The 14,295-nt window shown below is 70.6% G+C and carries 16 protein-coding genes; 6 read left to right on the top strand and 10 right to left on the bottom strand.

The window, feature by feature from the left end:
• Positions 1 to 52: 52 nt before the first annotated feature.
• The 4 genes from L3i22_RS15505 to L3i22_RS15490 all read right to left on the bottom strand — a co-directional run bounded on the left by L3i22_RS15505 (position 53) and on the right by L3i22_RS15490 (position 3,319).
• On the bottom strand, positions 53 to 1,003 hold the full coding sequence (locus L3i22_RS15505) for a hypothetical protein (protein WP_221327667.1): 951 nt from the start codon (positions 1,001 to 1,003) through the stop codon (positions 53 to 55).
• Between the two features lie 60 nt (positions 1,004 to 1,063).
• Entirely contained in the window at positions 1,064 to 2,110 is a 1,047-nt protein-coding gene (locus tag L3i22_RS15500) for a hypothetical protein (RefSeq protein ID WP_221327666.1), read from the bottom strand.
• A gap of 50 nt (positions 2,111 to 2,160) precedes the next feature.
• On the bottom strand, positions 2,161 to 2,382 hold the full coding sequence (locus tag L3i22_RS15495; protein WP_221327665.1) for a DUF397 domain-containing protein: 222 nt from the start codon (positions 2,380 to 2,382) through the stop codon (positions 2,161 to 2,163).
• 121 nt (positions 2,383 to 2,503) lie between these two features.
• Positions 2,504 to 3,319 (bottom strand): DUF72 domain-containing protein, encoded by an 816-nt coding sequence (locus L3i22_RS15490; protein WP_221329976.1) that lies wholly within the window; start codon positions 3,317 to 3,319, stop codon positions 2,504 to 2,506.
• 91 nt (positions 3,320 to 3,410) lie between these two features.
• Between L3i22_RS15490 and L3i22_RS15485 the strand changes: the two genes are divergently transcribed.
• The 3 genes from L3i22_RS15485 to L3i22_RS15475 all read left to right on the top strand — a co-directional run bounded on the left by L3i22_RS15485 (position 3,411) and on the right by L3i22_RS15475 (position 5,086).
• A complete protein-coding gene (locus L3i22_RS15485) occupies positions 3,411 to 3,785 on the top strand; it encodes a MerR family transcriptional regulator (protein WP_221327664.1) in 375 nt (124 codons plus the stop codon).
• Between the two features lie 9 nt (positions 3,786 to 3,794).
• On the top strand, positions 3,795 to 4,454 hold the full coding sequence (locus tag L3i22_RS15480) for a lytic transglycosylase domain-containing protein (RefSeq protein WP_221327663.1): 660 nt from the start codon (positions 3,795 to 3,797) through the stop codon (positions 4,452 to 4,454).
• 113 nt (positions 4,455 to 4,567) lie between these two features.
• Positions 4,568 to 5,086, top strand: coding sequence for a hypothetical protein (locus L3i22_RS15475; RefSeq protein WP_221327662.1), 519 nt, complete (start codon positions 4,568 to 4,570; stop codon positions 5,084 to 5,086).
• Between the two features lie 26 nt (positions 5,087 to 5,112).
• Here L3i22_RS15475 and L3i22_RS15470 read toward each other — a convergent pair whose 3' ends face one another.
• Positions 5,113 to 5,715, bottom strand: a complete 603-nt coding sequence (locus L3i22_RS15470; RefSeq protein WP_221327661.1) for a hypothetical protein — start codon at positions 5,713 to 5,715, stop codon at positions 5,113 to 5,115.
• A gap of 14 nt (positions 5,716 to 5,729) precedes the next feature.
• Positions 5,730 to 6,185: a group II truncated hemoglobin gene (locus L3i22_RS15465; RefSeq protein ID WP_221327660.1), complete on the bottom strand. Its 456-nt coding sequence runs from the start codon at positions 6,183 to 6,185 to the stop codon at positions 5,730 to 5,732.
• Between the two features lie 77 nt (positions 6,186 to 6,262).
• Here L3i22_RS15465 and L3i22_RS15460 point away from each other — a divergent pair, with 77 nt between their 5' ends.
• Both L3i22_RS15460 and L3i22_RS15455 read left to right on the top strand, forming a co-directional pair.
• On the top strand, positions 6,263 to 7,531 hold the full coding sequence (locus L3i22_RS15460) for an erythromycin esterase family protein (protein ID WP_221327659.1): 1,269 nt from the start codon (positions 6,263 to 6,265) through the stop codon (positions 7,529 to 7,531).
• A 190-nt stretch (positions 7,532 to 7,721) separates the two neighbouring features.
• Entirely contained in the window at positions 7,722 to 8,825 is a 1,104-nt protein-coding gene (locus tag L3i22_RS15455) for an alpha/beta fold hydrolase (protein ID WP_221327658.1), read from the top strand.
• 75 nt (positions 8,826 to 8,900) lie between these two features.
• On the opposite strand, the gene L3i22_RS15450 is transcribed toward L3i22_RS15455, so the two are convergent.
• Together L3i22_RS15450 and L3i22_RS15445 are read right to left on the bottom strand one after the other, a co-directional pair.
• Complete coding sequence (locus L3i22_RS15450; RefSeq protein ID WP_221327657.1) at positions 8,901 to 9,314, bottom strand: MarR family winged helix-turn-helix transcriptional regulator; 414 nt, start codon at positions 9,312 to 9,314, stop codon at positions 8,901 to 8,903.
• Positions 9,311 to 10,675, bottom strand: a complete 1,365-nt coding sequence (locus L3i22_RS15445; protein ID WP_221327656.1) for an MFS transporter — start codon at positions 10,673 to 10,675, stop codon at positions 9,311 to 9,313. Before L3i22_RS15445 ends, L3i22_RS15450 begins: the two co-directional genes overlap by 4 nt.
• Before the next feature lie 100 nt (positions 10,676 to 10,775).
• On the opposite strand from L3i22_RS15445, the gene glgX reads away from it, so the two are divergent.
• Positions 10,776 to 12,884 carry a glycogen debranching protein GlgX gene (glgX, locus tag L3i22_RS15440; RefSeq protein WP_221327655.1) on the top strand — a complete coding sequence of 703 codons (2,109 nt, stop codon included), beginning with the start codon at positions 10,776 to 10,778 and terminating at the stop codon, positions 12,882 to 12,884.
• Between the two features lie 60 nt (positions 12,885 to 12,944).
• Here glgX and L3i22_RS15435 read toward each other — a convergent pair whose 3' ends face one another.
• Both L3i22_RS15435 and L3i22_RS15430 read right to left on the bottom strand, forming a co-directional pair.
• Entirely contained in the window at positions 12,945 to 13,340 is a 396-nt protein-coding gene (locus L3i22_RS15435; RefSeq protein WP_221327654.1) for an RDD family protein, read from the bottom strand.
• Between the two features lie 110 nt (positions 13,341 to 13,450).
• The gene (locus L3i22_RS15430) at positions 13,451 to 14,188 is read right to left on the bottom strand and encodes a hypothetical protein (protein WP_221327653.1); all 738 of its coding nucleotides are present in this window, start codon (positions 14,186 to 14,188) and stop codon (positions 13,451 to 13,453) included.
• Positions 14,189 to 14,295: the final 107 nt, after the last annotated feature.

The raw sequence follows: 14,295 nt of genomic DNA, 5'->3' as shown, positions 1-14,295 counted from the left end.
CGGGCACACTCCTGCCATCGTGAGTCTTCGAGGTAGTGCCAGCCCTACCGGATTACGACAGTTCGGTGACCCGCCGTTGCCACTTCGTCACATCGGCGCGGGCGTTCGCCCGGTCCGCGTCGACCGCCGACGCGTCCGCCCGGACCTGGCGCAGGCTCTCCCGGGCCCGGGCCAGGTACGCCGTCGCCCCGCGCAACTCCAGCGCCTGGTGGAAGTCCCCGGGCCGGCCCGCCTCGAGGTCGGCCAGCCGCTGCTTCGCCGCCGCCACCTCGTACGTCGCGACCGCCCGGTCCGCCGCACTCGCCGAGCCCCCGGCGCGCAGGTCGGTGAGATCGTCCCGGCGCGCGGCGAGATCGTTGCGCGCCGCGGTCAGTTCGCCCGGCGAGGCGGTATAGGCCGGCGCCGGCACCGGCGTGGGCGTCACCGCCGGGGCCGGGGTGAGGCCCGTGGCCGCGTTGTTCGCGCCGGTCAGCACCGCGCCGCCGAGACCGGTGGCGAGCAGGCCGTCGGCCGTCTGCCCGCACGCCTGCTGCGCCTGTTTGAAGTGCTCGTCGACCGACTGGAACAGGATCATCAGCTGCGGCATGCTGGTCGGCCCGGTGCCCGCGTCGCCGACCTCCTGGAGCCGGACGGTGTCGACGGACAGCCGCTGCACGGCGTTCTCCAGGTCACGGTCCAGGATCAGCAACTGGGCCTGGTCGCTGAGCTTCTGGCCGGTGGCGGCCAGCGCGCTGTCCGGGATCACCAGGGAGTCGCCGCTGGTCATGCCGGTGGCGTTGGCCCGGATGCCCTGGATGCTGGCGCAGACGTTGCCGCGGGCGTACTGGGCGGCGCCGTACACCGCCCCGCCGCCGATCAGCAGGACGACGGCGGTGCCCGCGCCGGCCCAGGCGGCACGGCCGACCCAGCGGGGCCGTTCGTCGGGGGCGCTCGGTTTCGGCAGATGCCGGCCGGCGTCCCGGTTCGCGAAGGCGAAGACGTTCCCGGGCTCGTTCTCAGTCACGCCGCTGATGGTCGGCAGCGTGCCCCACCCACTTGAGAAACCCCGGGAATTACCGGTCGCTCATTCCGCGAGCCGGGCGATGTGCGCGCCCGGATCGCCGGGGAACGCCCGCCGGGCCGCACCCAGCCCGCTGACCCCCTCGACGGTCACCTCGACCAGGTCCGCGTCGGCCAGGACGGTGGTCTCGCCGCCGGCCGGCATCCGCAGGATCACGTCGCCGTGGTCCCGGACCTCGCCACCGGAGGCGGTCAGGCCGGCCACCCCGGTGACCAGGTACCGGTCCAGGTGCGGGTGCGGGCTGACCAGCAGGCGGTCGGCCCGCAGCGAGAGGATCCACGGCACGCTGCACGACGACCCGCCGATCGGGGCGACGAAACACCGGCGCCCGGCCGCGTCCAGGAACGGCGTGGCCGGGCCGAGATCACCCCATTCAAAAACTCCCCAGGTACGGGCGGTGAAGGCGAGCCCGTCATAGGACCCGATCGCGTACGCCGCATCGCCGCCCGCCACGAACAACACCCACTCGCCGTCCACCTCGAACAGCCGTGGGCAGCCCCACCTGGCGTCCGCGCGCGCGCTCAGCACCCCGTCGTAGTCCCAGGTCAGCAGGTCGCCCGAGCGGTACTGCAGCACCGCCGAGCCACCCGCCGCCGGGGACGCCGCGACCAGCATCCGCCACCCGCCGCCGGGCACCGCCCAGACGAACGGGTCGCGCAGGCCGCTGAAGCCCGCCGGATCCGGACCGAGCACCGGTCGTTCCGGCTCGGCGCGCCAGCTGTCCGCTTCCGGCCCGGAGACGGCCCGCCAGACCCCTTCCCCGGTACGGGAGTGGAACAGCACCGTCCCCTCCGGGCCTTCGGCGACCGAACCGCAGCGCGGGTCGGCGGACGGGTCCGGCACCGCGTCGACCGCGCGTTCCCGCCAGATCACCAGGTCGTCGGAGACCGCCAGCCCCCACCGCGTGACCTGCTCGTCCGTGGTCCGGTGCTCGTAGTGGAGGTGGTACCGCCCGTCGACCCGGAGCACCCCGAAGAGGTCGCCGACCCGGCCGTCGCGCGGGGTGAAGTGCATCCGGGGCCGCAGCCCGACAACCGGTCCGACATCCATGCCTCTGCGTAACATCACCGGGGCGCGGGCGCCAGACCGTACGGTGCCAATCAGTTGTCGAATTCACCGTCCTTGGCGCCGCCGACGAAGGCGCTCCACTCGGACGGGGTGAAGAACAGGATCGGGCCGTCCGGGTCCTTCGAGTCGCGGACCGCGCGGCCGCCGTCGGGCAGCTCGGCCACCTCGACGCAGTTGTCCGAGTAGCTGCGGGTGCTCCTGCGCCACGCCGCCCTCTTCCGGTCAAAGCTCGCGGCGTAGGTCTTCTCTGTCATCGCGCACCTCCGGGGCACATTCTCAGCATCTCGCCCGGCGGGAGACTGTCCGAGATCCGTCTCCGGAACAGAACGGCACGTTGCTGCACGTGCGGCGGAACGTGCGCTCGACAACGCCCGCTCAGAACAGGGTCAGCGGCTCGTCCCCGGCGATCGGCGGGGCGGGCTCGGGCAGCGGCGCCAGCTCCGGGACCAGCGCGCGCACCTCGTCGTGGAAGCGGCGGGCCAGCTCGGGGGCGTCGGCGTTGTCCGGGGTGTGCACGAAAACGGTCGGCGAACGGCCCTCGCGCAGCCAGCCGGCCGTCGTCCCGACCCACCGGCGCCAGCCGGCCACGGTCCGGGCCGGGTCGTCACGGCCCAGGTAGCGGACGATCGGGCGGTCGGTGAGCGCGGTGTCGCGGCGCGGCATCCGGGGCTTCTTCATCCAGGCGTCGCGCTCGGCGGCACTGGTCGGCGGGGTGTCGAAGAACGCCGTCGTGTCGAACGGGATCCATTCCGCGTGGTGCCGCGACAACAGTTCTTCCAGGCGCCGTGGATCGGTGAAGAAATCGGGGTGGCGGACCTCCACGCCGTACCGGAAATCTGTCGGCATGGAGCGCAGGAAGCGGGAGAGAACCGCGAGATCGTCGGGTCCGAAGGACCCGGGAAGCTGAATCCACAGCGCCGACGCGCGCGGCCCGAGCGGCTCGATCGCGTCGAGGAAGAGGCGCAGCGGCTCCTCCGCGTTCGTGAGGCGCAGTTCGTGGGTGACCCGTTTCGGAATCTTCGGGATCAGGCGGAATTCCGGATCGGTCTGCGCTGCCCAGCCGGCCACCGTCGCGCGCGCCGGAGTGGCGTAGAACGTGGTGTTCCCCTCGACCGCGTTGCACCATTCCGCGTACGCCCGCAGCTTGTCGCCCGGGGCGAAACGGCGCTGCCACGGCTTCAGGGACCACATCGCGCAGCCCACGTGGAGGGCCTGGACACCGGATCGCACGAGGACACGCTATCCGGGTACCGTCTCCCTTTCCGACGGGGGAGGTTGATCGATGCCTTATTCACCGGGTGAGGTCGCCGGGCGGCTCGGGGTCAGCATCGACACGCTGCGCTATTACGAGCGGATCGGGCTGCTGCACGGCATCGAGCGCAACTCGGCCGGCCAGCGGGTGTTCTCCGACGACGACCTCGGGCGGATCGGGCTGCTGCGCTGCCTGCGCGACTCGGGCATGCCGATCGCCCGGCTGCGCCGCTTCGCCGAGCTCCTGCACGACGGGGACGACGCCGCTGAGCAGCGCGTTCTGCTGCTCGCCGAGCACGACCGGGAGATCGACGAGAAGGTCGCCCGGCTCCGCCGGGAACAGGAGCGCGTGCGCGAGAAGATCGCCTGGTACCGTTCCCAGACCGTTCGCCCGGCCGGTTCCTAAGGAGGCCCCGTGATCCGGAACGTCATCCGTGGCGCAGCCGTCGTCGTGCTGCTCGCCGGTCTCGCCGGCGGGGCCTATCTGGGCGAGAAACGGCCGCCGCAGACCACGCCGGTGCTGGATGTCGTGCAGGCCGAGGCCGCCGACATGCAATTGCTGAAGGACCGGCAGAACGAGCACGCCGCGGCCCGCGCCCGGTGGACGGTCGCCGAGGGCAACGCCGCGGCGAAGGCGAAGACGACCGCGAAGACCGCCTCCGGGTACGCCAAGGATCTGGACAAGAGCGTCGTCGCCGCGAAGAAGGCCGCGCAGCAGGCGTCAAGCGGGCCGGTCGCTTTCGCCGGGCCGATCCCGAGCTCCTGCAACGAGTTCAGCGGCAGTCGCGCGGTCGGCTGCGCGCTCACCCTGAGCGCCGGTTTCGGGCTCGACCAGTTCGCCTGCCTGAACAAGCTGTGGAACAAGGAGAGCGGCTGGAACTACCGCGCCGAGAACCGCAGCTCCGGCGCCTACGGCATTCCCCAGTCCTTGCCGGGCAACAAGATGGCCGCCTTCGGCTCGGACTGGAAGACCAATCCGGCGACCCAGATCAAGTGGGGCCTGGACTACATCAAGAAGCGCTACGACACCCCGTGCGGCGCCTGGAACCACTCGGTCCAGTACAACAACTACTAGCCGCCGCGCGGCCGGCGGTAACCGCGAACCAGCAGAATGACGGAAGACCCGCCACCGTGAATGAGCTTCGGGTACGCCTGCGTGCGAATCACTGCCGTCTGACGTTCCCCCACGTGCTGGCTGTGCTGTCCGCCGTGTTGCCGGACCTGGCGGCCCCGGAACCGGACTGGCTGGCACTGGCCCGGACGCTGGAAACCGCCGAACCCGGCGGACAACCCCCGGCCGGGTTCACCTGGCACCGGCAAGCGGCCCTCCGGCCCGATGACGGCCCGCTGCAGCAACATCTGGACCAGGCCCGGGCCTTCGTCGCGCTTCACCCGACCTGGCTGCTGCAGCTTCCGCTCCCCGGCGAACTCGCCGGTCTCGGCCGGCACCAGAGCGGAATCGCCCTGCTGACCACGGCTGAGTTCCTGCGGCTTCTTCCGCACCTCTTCCCGGACACAGCTCCGCCGCTATGGGCACGCAGCTGGCCGGATCCGCGCCGGGCCGCCATCGACGTCGACGTGCTCGACCCCTACCACGGCCGCCGGTCGGGCTACTTGATCGAGCTGTTCCGCGGACACCACGACGCACAGCAAACCGCCGATCACACCGACTTGTCGTGCGGCGGCCGGGGTAACGATGTCGTGTGACCATGTCGTAAGCGTTAGGTGGGACGCTACTTGGTGATCGGGGCGCGTTCCACCGGGACGGGTTGGCCCTGTTGCACCTCCAGGACTGCCCGCTGACCCAGGGGCTGGGCGAGGTTCACGTCGGCGGTGCGCTCGGCGCCCACCAGCGTGCAGGTCTCGCCGGAGGCGTGGTTCTGCGACAGGACGATGACAACGATGGCTCTGGCGGATTCAACCGCCTCCGCGACATAGTCGATGCCACACGGTTCGGTCGCCGGGCGGACCGCGCCGGTGAAGGTGACGGTCATCCGGGTGGCCGCCGGGTCTCCTTTCGCGGCTTGGATGGCGAAGCCCGGCGGCGTGTTGTACGCGTCCCATGGGGGCGGGCTGACGTCGACCGAGGCCGACGGACCGGCGGCAGCGGCCGCCTTGTCGTAGCGGTCGAGAGCCTGAGCCGCCTGCTGCCGGAGTTCGCCGAGGCTTTCGCCCGGGCCGAGCGGAAAATAGCCGTCCTGATCGGCCTGATCAGCCTCGCAACCGCTGAGCAGCAGCGCGACCAGGGCCGCTCCCGCAGCGCACAGCTTCCGTCGCCGGCGGGCTACGAAGCCTGCGTCGCTGGTCGCCGCTTCTTCCACCGCCAAGATCGCCATGCACCCACTGTCCCCTACCGGGCCGGGGCCGGGCCGGACCAGGTCCAGTGGGGCATCGGGAGGGTGTCCGGGACGGTGGCTGTGGTCGGGAAGATGGCGGCGACCTCGGCGGCGGCCGTCGTCATGTAGTCGTGCAGGGCGGCCCGCAGTTCGGGGTCGTCCGGCAGCGTGCTCGCCACCGCCTCGTCGAAGACCTCGCGGAAGCGGGGCGTGAACGGGTCCTCGTCGCACTGGTTGGCGTGGATCCGGAGCATCGCCGGGTGGCCGCCGTGCTGTTCCGAGAAGACCGGCGGCCCGCCCAGCACCTCGCCCCAGTACTCGGCCAGGTGCCGGACGTGCTCCGGGTTGTCGACGTGCGAGAACGGGTGTTCCAGGACCGGGTCGGCCAGGCAGCGCGCGTGGAAGTCGGCGGCCAGGGCCTGCATGGCCGGCGCTCCGCCGGCGGCTTCGTAGAGCGTGGGGCGTCCCATCGGTCCATCATCGCGCGCGGCGCCGCCGGGAAAAACTCCGACGTATGGGGACGGTGGCGGTGGGTAATCGCCGGGGAATGATCCGATACCGGGACGGGGTGGCGTCGATAGCCCGTGAGCTGCGGGATCCGGGCGATCTGGAGATCCTGCTGGACCGTGCGGAGTCCGCACGCGTCGTGATGATCGGCGAGGCCACCCACGGCACACACGAGTTCTACGCGTGGCGGAACGCGCTGACCCGGCGGCTGATCGCGGAGCGCGGCTTCAGTTTCGTCGCGGTCGAGGGTGACTGGCCGGACTGCGAGCGGGTGAACGCGGCGGTGCGCGGCGGTCCGGGCGCGCCGGCCGATCCGCGGTCCGCGCTGGTGCGGTACGACCGCTGGCCCACCTGGATGTGGGCGAACGAGGAGACCGTCGACCTGACCCGCTGGCTGCATGAACACAATCGGACACGCCCGCCGGACGACCGGGTCGGCTTCCACGGTCTGGACGTCTACTCGCTGTGGCAGTCGATGCGGGAGATCCTCACCTGGCTGCGCGAGCACGACCCGGATCTGGTGCCGGTCGCGCTGGACGCCTACCGCTGTTTCGAGCCGTTCGCCGAGGATCCGCACGCGTACGGGCAGGCCGCCCGGTCCGGGACCGGGACCTGCGCGGACAAGGTCGCCGCGATGCTCGCCGAGCTGCGCGGCCGGGACTTCGGGGTGGGGCAGAACGCGGCCGTGGTGGCCGGCGCGGAGAGCTACTACCGGGCCATGGTGCACGGCGGGCCGGCCGCCTGGAACGGCCGGGACCGGCACATGGACGAGACCCTGGACCGGCTGCTCACCCGGTACGGCCCGGGCTCGAAGGCGGTGGTCTGGGCGCACAACTCGCACATCGGCGACGCTCGCGGCTCCGACCAGGCCGATCAGGGTGAGGTGACGCTGGGGCAGCTGGCCCGGGACCGGTTCGGCTGGGACGAGGTGCTGCTGATCGGGATGGGCTCCTACCGCGGCGGGGTGGTGGCCGCGCCGCAGTGGGGCGAGCCGATGGCGGCGATGGTGGTGCCGCCGGCCCGCGCCGGGTCGCTGGAGGAGATCCTGCACCTGACCACGCCGCCGAACGCGCTGTTCGTGTTCCCGGCCGGGGACGCGCGACCGGATCTGCTCACCACGGTGCTGCCGCACCGGGCGATCGGCGTCGTCTACCGCCCGGAGCGCGAGCGCTGGTCGAATTATGCACCGACCGTGCTGGCTGATCGGTACGACGCGTTCCTCTTCTTCGACGAGTCGCACGCCCTGCGGCCGCTGCACACGCTGCGGGTCGACCTGCACGAGCCGGAGACGTACCCGAGCGGTGTGTAATCGCATTTGAAGTGGCGATTAAATCGATCTTTGCAATGACGCGCGTCCATCGGCCTAGTGACGTGCGCGGATGCCTGAAGGTCCAGGACTTCCTGCCCGGGAATGCGCTTCGCCGCAGTGTGATCCGCATTACGCTCAGCGTTCTCCGATTATCCACATCGGAGTCTTCCCAGCTGAGAACGGGGTGTTCATGAACAAGATCGTCCGCCTGCTCCTCGTCGCGCTGCTGAGCGCGTTCGGGGTGACCGTCGCGGTCGCCGGACCGGCGACCGCGGCGCTGGCGCCCGGGTACGTGCTGACCAGTTCGACCGCCACCCTTCCGGCCGAACTGTCCACGCTCGCGACCGGAAAACGCATCCAGTACCTGTCCACGTCGATCACCGGCAGCACCATCACCTCCACCGGGCTCGTCCTCACCCCGAAGACCGGCAAGAAGAACAAGGTGGTCGCCTGGGCGCACGGCACGACCGGGCTCGCCTACCAGTGCGCGCCCTCGACCAACCAGGGGGTCTTCTGGGCGGAGGCCCGGACCGCGGTGGCCGAGCTGCTCAGCCGCGGCTGGACGGTGGCCGCGACCGACTATCCCGGGCTCGGGTCGGCCGGGCAGCATCCGTACCTGATCGGCGCCAGTGAGGGGCGGGCGATCATCGACAGCGTCAAGGCCGCCCGGAACCTGGACTCCGCGCTCAGCACCCAGTACGTGATCGACGGGCACTCGCAGGGCGGCCAGGGCGCCCTGTTCGCCAGCCAGATGGCCCCGGCCTACGACGGGAACCTGGTGCTCAAGGGCACCGCCAGCATCGCCCCGCTGTCGAACGCGGACTACCTCGCCCCGTTCATCCCCGGGACGCCCGCCCAGGGTTATCTGGTGATGGCGCTCTACGGCCTGAACGCCGTCGACTCGAGCGTGCAGCCGCTGACCATCCTGGCCACCCCGGCCAAGGCCAAGGTCGGGGTGCTGTCCACCGGCTGCCTCAACGAGATCCTCGCCGCCTACCAGAACCTGACCGCGACCCAGCTGGTGGTCGGCGGCGTGCTACCGAACTCGGTGCTGACCAAACTCGGACAGTACGACAACCCGGCGCAGACCGCGCCGACCGCCCCGATCCTGGTGGTGCAGGGCACGGCGGACGAGGCGGTGCCCTACGACATCACCGCGAATCTGCTGATCCCGCAGCTCGAGGCGTACAGCCAGCCGGTCGACTTCGTGACGCTCACCGGGGCGACCCACGACACCTCGGTGACCCTCTCCGCCGGCCTGGTCGCCGACTGGATCGCGGCGCACTTCTCCTGACCGGTGCGAGGAACCCGCGGCCCGGCGTCTGCCCACGCCGGGCCGCGGCCTGCCCGCGTACGGGAAATCGGGTTGTCAGATCTTGATCTTGGTCAGTCGGGTAAGCAGCCGGGACAGTGTCGCGACCTCGTCCTCGGTCAGAGCCAGCAGCTCGGGCGGGGGCGTGCTCAGGATGCGGTCGGCCCGGTCGGCGGCCTCGTGCCCGGCGGGGGTCAGGGTGACCAGGCGGGAGCGGCCGTCGGCCGGGTTCGGCTCGCGGACGGCCAGGCCGCGCGCCTCGAGATCGCCGGCGATGACGGTGGCGTAGGGCGGGTCGCAGGCCAGCGTGGCGGCCATCTCGCGGAGCGTGCGCGGGCCGGCGGCGAGCAGCAGCAGGGCCTTGACCCGGACGAAGCTCATGCCGAGCGCCGCGCAGACCCGGGCCTTCGCGTCGTGCTGCTCGGTGACCAGGGCGCGCATCGCCCGCCAGGCGTGTTCCGCCGGGATCATGCCGGGACCTCCACCGGCTCGCGGGCCCGGCGGTGCGCCCAGGCGCCGGTGCTGAGCCGGCCGAGCACCAGCACCGCGACGCCCAGCGCGAACAGGATCCACCAGCCGGCCCGCATGCTGCCGGAGACCAGCACCGCCCCGATCACCGCGACGCCGAGCGCGCTGCCCACCTGGCGGCTGGTCGAGGCGATCGCCGCGGCCACGCCGGCCCGCTCGCGCGGCATCCCGGAGACCGCGGTGTTCGTGATCGGGGTGTTGACCAGGCCGAAGCCGAGGCCGAAGACCAGGTAGCCGAGGAGCAGCGGCCAGATCGGGGTGTCCGGCCCGGCCCAGATCAGCGGCAGCATGCCGAGCGCCATCCCGGCGCCGGCCAGCTGCAGCGGCAACCGGGTGCCGCGCGCCCCGACCAGCCGCCCGGACACCGGCGACATCAGCACGTTCGCGGCGGCCAGCGGCAGCGTCCAGAGACCGGCGGCGAGCGCCGACAGCCCGCGGGTCTCCTGCAGGTAGAGCGTGTTCAGGAAGAGGAAGCCGCTCAGCGCCGCGAACGCGCAGATCGCGATCAGCACCGCGCCGGAGAACGGCGGGCCGCGGAACAGGGCCAGGTCGATCAGCGGCTCAGCGCGCCGCGGCTCCCACCACAGCAGGCCGGCCAGCGCGGCCGCGCCGAGGGCGAAGCAGCCGAGGATCTCCGGGGAGGACCAGCCGGTGCCCGGGCCCTCGATGATCGCGAAGGTGACCCCGGCGAGCAGCACCAGGACCAGGATCTGGCCGACCGGGTCGAGGCGGCGCGGCTTCGGCGCCCGGGACTCCGGGACGAACAGCGCGGTCAGGATCAGCGCCGCGACGCCGACCGGCACGTTGACCCAGAAGATCGACCGCCAGCCGAGGGCGTGCACCAGGAACCCGCCGACCACCGGGCCGAGCGCCAGGCCGAAGCCGTTCACCGCGCCCCACGCGCCGATCGCCTTCGCCCGCTCGCGCGGCTCGGTGAAGGTGTTCGTGATGATCGACATGGCGACCGGGTTCATCATCGACGCGCCGATCGCCTGCAGCACCCGGAACGCGATCAGCCAGCTCAGACCCGGGGCGACGCTGCAGAGCAGGGAGGCCACCGTGAAGATCGCCAGGCCGGTCTGGAAGATCCGGCGGCGCCCCACCCGGTCGGCCGTCGACCCGGACAGCACCAGCAGGCTCGCGATCACCACGGCGAACGCGTCGATGGTCCACTGCAGGCCGGAGACCGAGGACCCGAGATCCGCCCGGATGGCCGGCAGGGCGATGTTCACGATGGTGACGTCCAGGCTGATGATCAGCAGGCTCATGCAGCAGATCGCCAGGACGAGGTAGCGGCGGGGCACGAGGTTAGTTGTACCCGTATAACTAATGGATGACTCGCAGGATGTTGCTCACAGCGACACGGGGTTTTCCGGCGGACATGATGTGGGCATGGTGGGCGGCATGAAAATCTGGCCGGGCAATCCGTACCCGCTGGGTGCGACCTACGACGGCGGCGGGACCAACTTCGCCATCTTCAGCGAGGTCGCGTCCCGGGTCGAGTTGTGCCTGTTCGACGACGAGGGCAACGAGACGCGGGTGGACCTGCCCGAGCGCGAGGCGCTCGTCTGGCACGGCTACCTGCCCCGGATCGTGCCCGGTCAGCAGTACGGTTTCCGCGTGCACGGGCCGTACGACCCGTCCCAGGGGCTGCGCTGCAACCCCAGCAAGCTGCTGCTCGACCCGTACACGAAGGCGATCGACGGCGATTACCGGTGGGATCAGGCGCTGTTCTCGTACGAGTTCGGCGACCCGGAGTCGTACAACGACCTCGACTCGGCCCCGTTCGCCCCGCGCTCGGTGGTGATCAACCCGTTCTTCGACTGGGGCAACGACCGGCCGCTCAAGGTGCCGATGTGGGAGACGGTGATCTACGAGGCCCACGTCAAGGGCATGACGATCAGACACCCCAAGATCCCTGACGACGTACGGGGTACGTACTCCGGCCTGGCCCACCCCGAGATGATCAAGTACTTGAAGGGTCTCGGCATCACCGCCGTCGAGCTGATGCCGGTGCACCAGTTCGTGCACGACAGCGGCCTGATCGAGCGGGGCCTGACCAACTACTGGGGTTACAACACCATCGGCTTCTTCGCCCCGCACAACGGCTACGCGTCGTTCAGCGGCCACGGCGGCCAGGTGCAGGAGTTCAAGTCGATGGTCAAGGCCCTGCACCAGGCCGGCATCGAGGTCATCCTGGACGTGGTCTACAACCACACCGCCGAGGGCAACCACCTGGGCCCGACCCTGTCGTTCCGGGGCGTCGACAACCCGGCCTACTACCGGCTCGTCGACCAGGACAAGAAGTTCTACTACGACACCACCGGCACCGGGAACAGCCTGAACGTCCGGCACCACGAGTCGCTGCGGCTGATCATGGACTCGCTGCGCTACTGGGTGACCGAGATGCACGTCGACGGCTTCCGCTTCGACCTGGCGTCCGCGCTGGCCCGCGAGTTCCACGAGGTGGACCGGCTGGCCGCGTTCTTCGACCTGGTCAACCAGGACCCGGTGGTCTCCCAGGTGAAGCTGATCGCCGAGCCGTGGGACGTCGGCGACGGCGGCTACCAGGTCGGTGGCTTCCCGCCGAACTGGACCGAGTGGAACGGCAAGTACCGCGACTCGGTCCGCGACTTCTGGCGCGGCGAGCCGTCCAGCCTCGGCGAGTTCGCGTCCCGCTTCACCGGCAGCTCCGACCTGTACCAGGACGACGGCCGCCGCCCGATCGCGTCGATCAACTTCGTCACCGCGCACGACGGCTTCACCATGCACGACCTGGTGTCGTACAACGAGAAGCACAACGACGCCAACGGCGAGGGCGGCCGGGACGGCGAGAGCCACAACCGCTCCTGGAACGGCGGCATCGAGGGCCCCACCGACGACCCGGACGTCGTGACGCTCCGCGAGCGGCAGAAACGCAACTTCCTCGCCACCCTGCTGCTCAGCCAGGGCGTGCCGATGATCGCCCACGGCGACGAGTTCGGCCGCACCCAGCAGGGCAACAACAACGTCTACTGCCAGGACAACGAGCTCAGCTGGATGGACTGGGAGAGCGCCCGCGAGGAGGACGTGCTCACCCACTTCGTCCGCCTGCTCACCAAGCTCCGCGCCGACCACCCGATCTTCCGCCGCCGCCGGTTCTTCACCGGCTCGTTCTCCGACGAGAACAAGCTGCCCGACATCGCCTGGCTGCGCCGCGACGGCGAGGTGATGACCGACGACGACTGGAACACCCGCAGCGGCATGACCATGACGGTCTTCCTCAACGGCCACGGCATCCCGGAACGCGGCCCGCTCGGCGAGGAGATCACCGACGACTCGTTCCTGCTGCTGTTCAACCCGCTCGACGAGGACGTGTCGTTCACCCTGCCCGTCCGCGACTACGGCAAGACCTGGGAGATCGTCGCCCACACCGCCGACCCGCTGCTGGCCCGCCGCCGCAAGACCGCCCGCGCCGGCAGCCGCGTGGAGGTCATCCGCCACGCCATGGTCGTCCTGCGCTGCCGCTACTAGGGCGGCGGGTCCGCTTCGGTCGAGGTCAATTCATTGAGAGGTACGGCCCCGATGATTCGCCTATCGGTGAATGACGACGGTGCCGGCGATTTTGTCGTGCAGGGTGCGGTTTCGGTCGCTGAAGACGAACAAGGAATCGACGACTGGATAGAGGCCGAAAGTCGCCGCGCCGATCAGGGCGCCGAGGATTAATTTGATCAGGAGTTCGCGGTAGGCCATTCGCCAGAAGGCGAGCGGGTGGCCGGTTCGGGCGTCGGCGATCGTGTGGCCCATGATCTGGCGGGCCGGGGTCTGGCCGCGGCCGAAGAGGAACAGGGCCCAGATCAGCCAGCCGAGACCGGCGGTGAGGCAGATCAGGACGGCGTCGACGACCTGGGCGACGAGCCGGCCGGCCGGGCTGACCAGCAGGGAGATCTCCGTGCCGTCAGGGTGCGTGTAGGTGAGGCCGGGTGTCATCAGCGCTCTCCCGGGCTTCTCGGCGACAGGGGCGAGGAGACGGTAACCGATCGATCGGTGCGGCGTGGACCGTCAGGGGTGGCGGCCCACGCCGTACGCCGAGCGGATCTTTATTTCTTGAGGGCCGACTGGTCGATGACCTCGGTCGCGGCCGGGGCCTTGAGCTCGGCGAACGTCGCGCCGATCTCGCTGAACGTCAGGCCCTCGGGCGCCGGGCGGTCCAGCTTGACCGGGTACGGCTCACCGGTCGTCGCGATGTAGAGCGTGCTCTTGGCGTCGCCGCTGTCGAGCAGGCCGATCGCGGGCACGCCCTCGACCGTCTTCACCTCGCCCTTGCTCATCGTGCCGGTCGCCTTGAGCATGTCGTCCACGTTGGTGATGCTGAAGAAGTCGTTGAAGCTGGTGTCGGTGGCGCTCGGCTTGATCCACTTGGTGCCGACGGCGTCCTTCATCAGCTTCGCGGTGGCGCCGCTGGAGTCGATCATCGTCCAGAAGGCCTCGTTCGGCCGGATGTAGCGCTGGCCACCGACCGCGAGCATCTCCAGCTTCGCGCCGCCGAACTCGAGGGCGCCGATGACGTCCGCACCGGAGATCTTCATGTCGATGTCGGTCACGTCGCCGTTGTCGGTCATCGCGCCCTTGACGTGGAACGACTTCGCGGCCTTCAGCGCGGCGGCCGCCTTCGCCACGATCGCGTCGGCGGGGAGGTCCGCGACGCCGTTCGCGGCCGGCGCGGCCGAGGTGGCGGCGGCCGTCGTGGCGGCGTCGCCGTCGCCGCTGCCGCAGCCGGCGAGCAGCGCGGCGGACATGGTGAGCGCGGCCAGGCCGGCGCGCGAAACAGACTTCATGATGTGCTGGTCCCCGTCTGAAGGCGGGCGCGACCGGTGTGCCGACCGCCCCCCGCAGGTATGCGCGCGTGACGATAGCCGCTGGTCACCGTCGATCTCGCGCCGCA

Source organism: Actinoplanes sp. L3-i22, from assembly GCF_019704555.1.
GTDB lineage: Bacteria > Actinomycetota > Actinomycetes > Mycobacteriales > Micromonosporaceae > Actinoplanes.
The sequence above is the reverse complement of the archived record's forward strand: the minus strand, read 5'-3'. Positions and strand labels throughout refer to the sequence as shown.

Excerpts from the sequence above, each read along its gene's own strand:
- glgX (WP_221327655.1), top strand. The coding sequence starts at position 10,776 with ATGAAAATCTGGCCGGGCAATCCGTACCCGCTGGGTGCGACCTACGAC.
- L3i22_RS15455 (WP_221327658.1), top strand. The coding sequence starts at position 7,722 with ATGAACAAGATCGTCCGCCTGCTCCTCGTCGCGCTGCTGAGCGCGTTC.
- L3i22_RS15470 (WP_221327661.1), bottom strand. The coding sequence starts at position 5,715 with ATGGCGATCTTGGCGGTGGAAGAAGCGGCGACCAGCGACGCAGGCTTC.
- L3i22_RS15435 (WP_221327654.1), bottom strand. The coding sequence starts at position 13,340 with ATGACACCCGGCCTCACCTACACGCACCCTGACGGCACGGAGATCTCC.
- L3i22_RS15485 (WP_221327664.1), top strand. The coding sequence starts at position 3,411 with ATGCCTTATTCACCGGGTGAGGTCGCCGGGCGGCTCGGGGTCAGCATC.
- L3i22_RS15490 (WP_221329976.1), bottom strand. The coding sequence starts at position 3,319 with ATGTGGTCCCTGAAGCCGTGGCAGCGCCGTTTCGCCCCGGGCGACAAG.
- L3i22_RS15465 (WP_221327660.1), bottom strand. The coding sequence starts at position 6,185 with ATGGGACGCCCCACGCTCTACGAAGCCGCCGGCGGAGCGCCGGCCATG.
- L3i22_RS15460 (WP_221327659.1), top strand. The coding sequence starts at position 6,263 with ATGATCCGATACCGGGACGGGGTGGCGTCGATAGCCCGTGAGCTGCGG.
- L3i22_RS15450 (WP_221327657.1), bottom strand. The coding sequence starts at position 9,314 with ATGATCCCGGCGGAACACGCCTGGCGGGCGATGCGCGCCCTGGTCACC.
- L3i22_RS15495 (WP_221327665.1), bottom strand. The coding sequence starts at position 2,382 with ATGACAGAGAAGACCTACGCCGCGAGCTTTGACCGGAAGAGGGCGGCG.
- L3i22_RS15500 (WP_221327666.1), bottom strand. The coding sequence starts at position 2,110 with ATGGATGTCGGACCGGTTGTCGGGCTGCGGCCCCGGATGCACTTCACC.
- L3i22_RS15430 (WP_221327653.1), bottom strand. The coding sequence starts at position 14,188 with ATGAAGTCTGTTTCGCGCGCCGGCCTGGCCGCGCTCACCATGTCCGCC.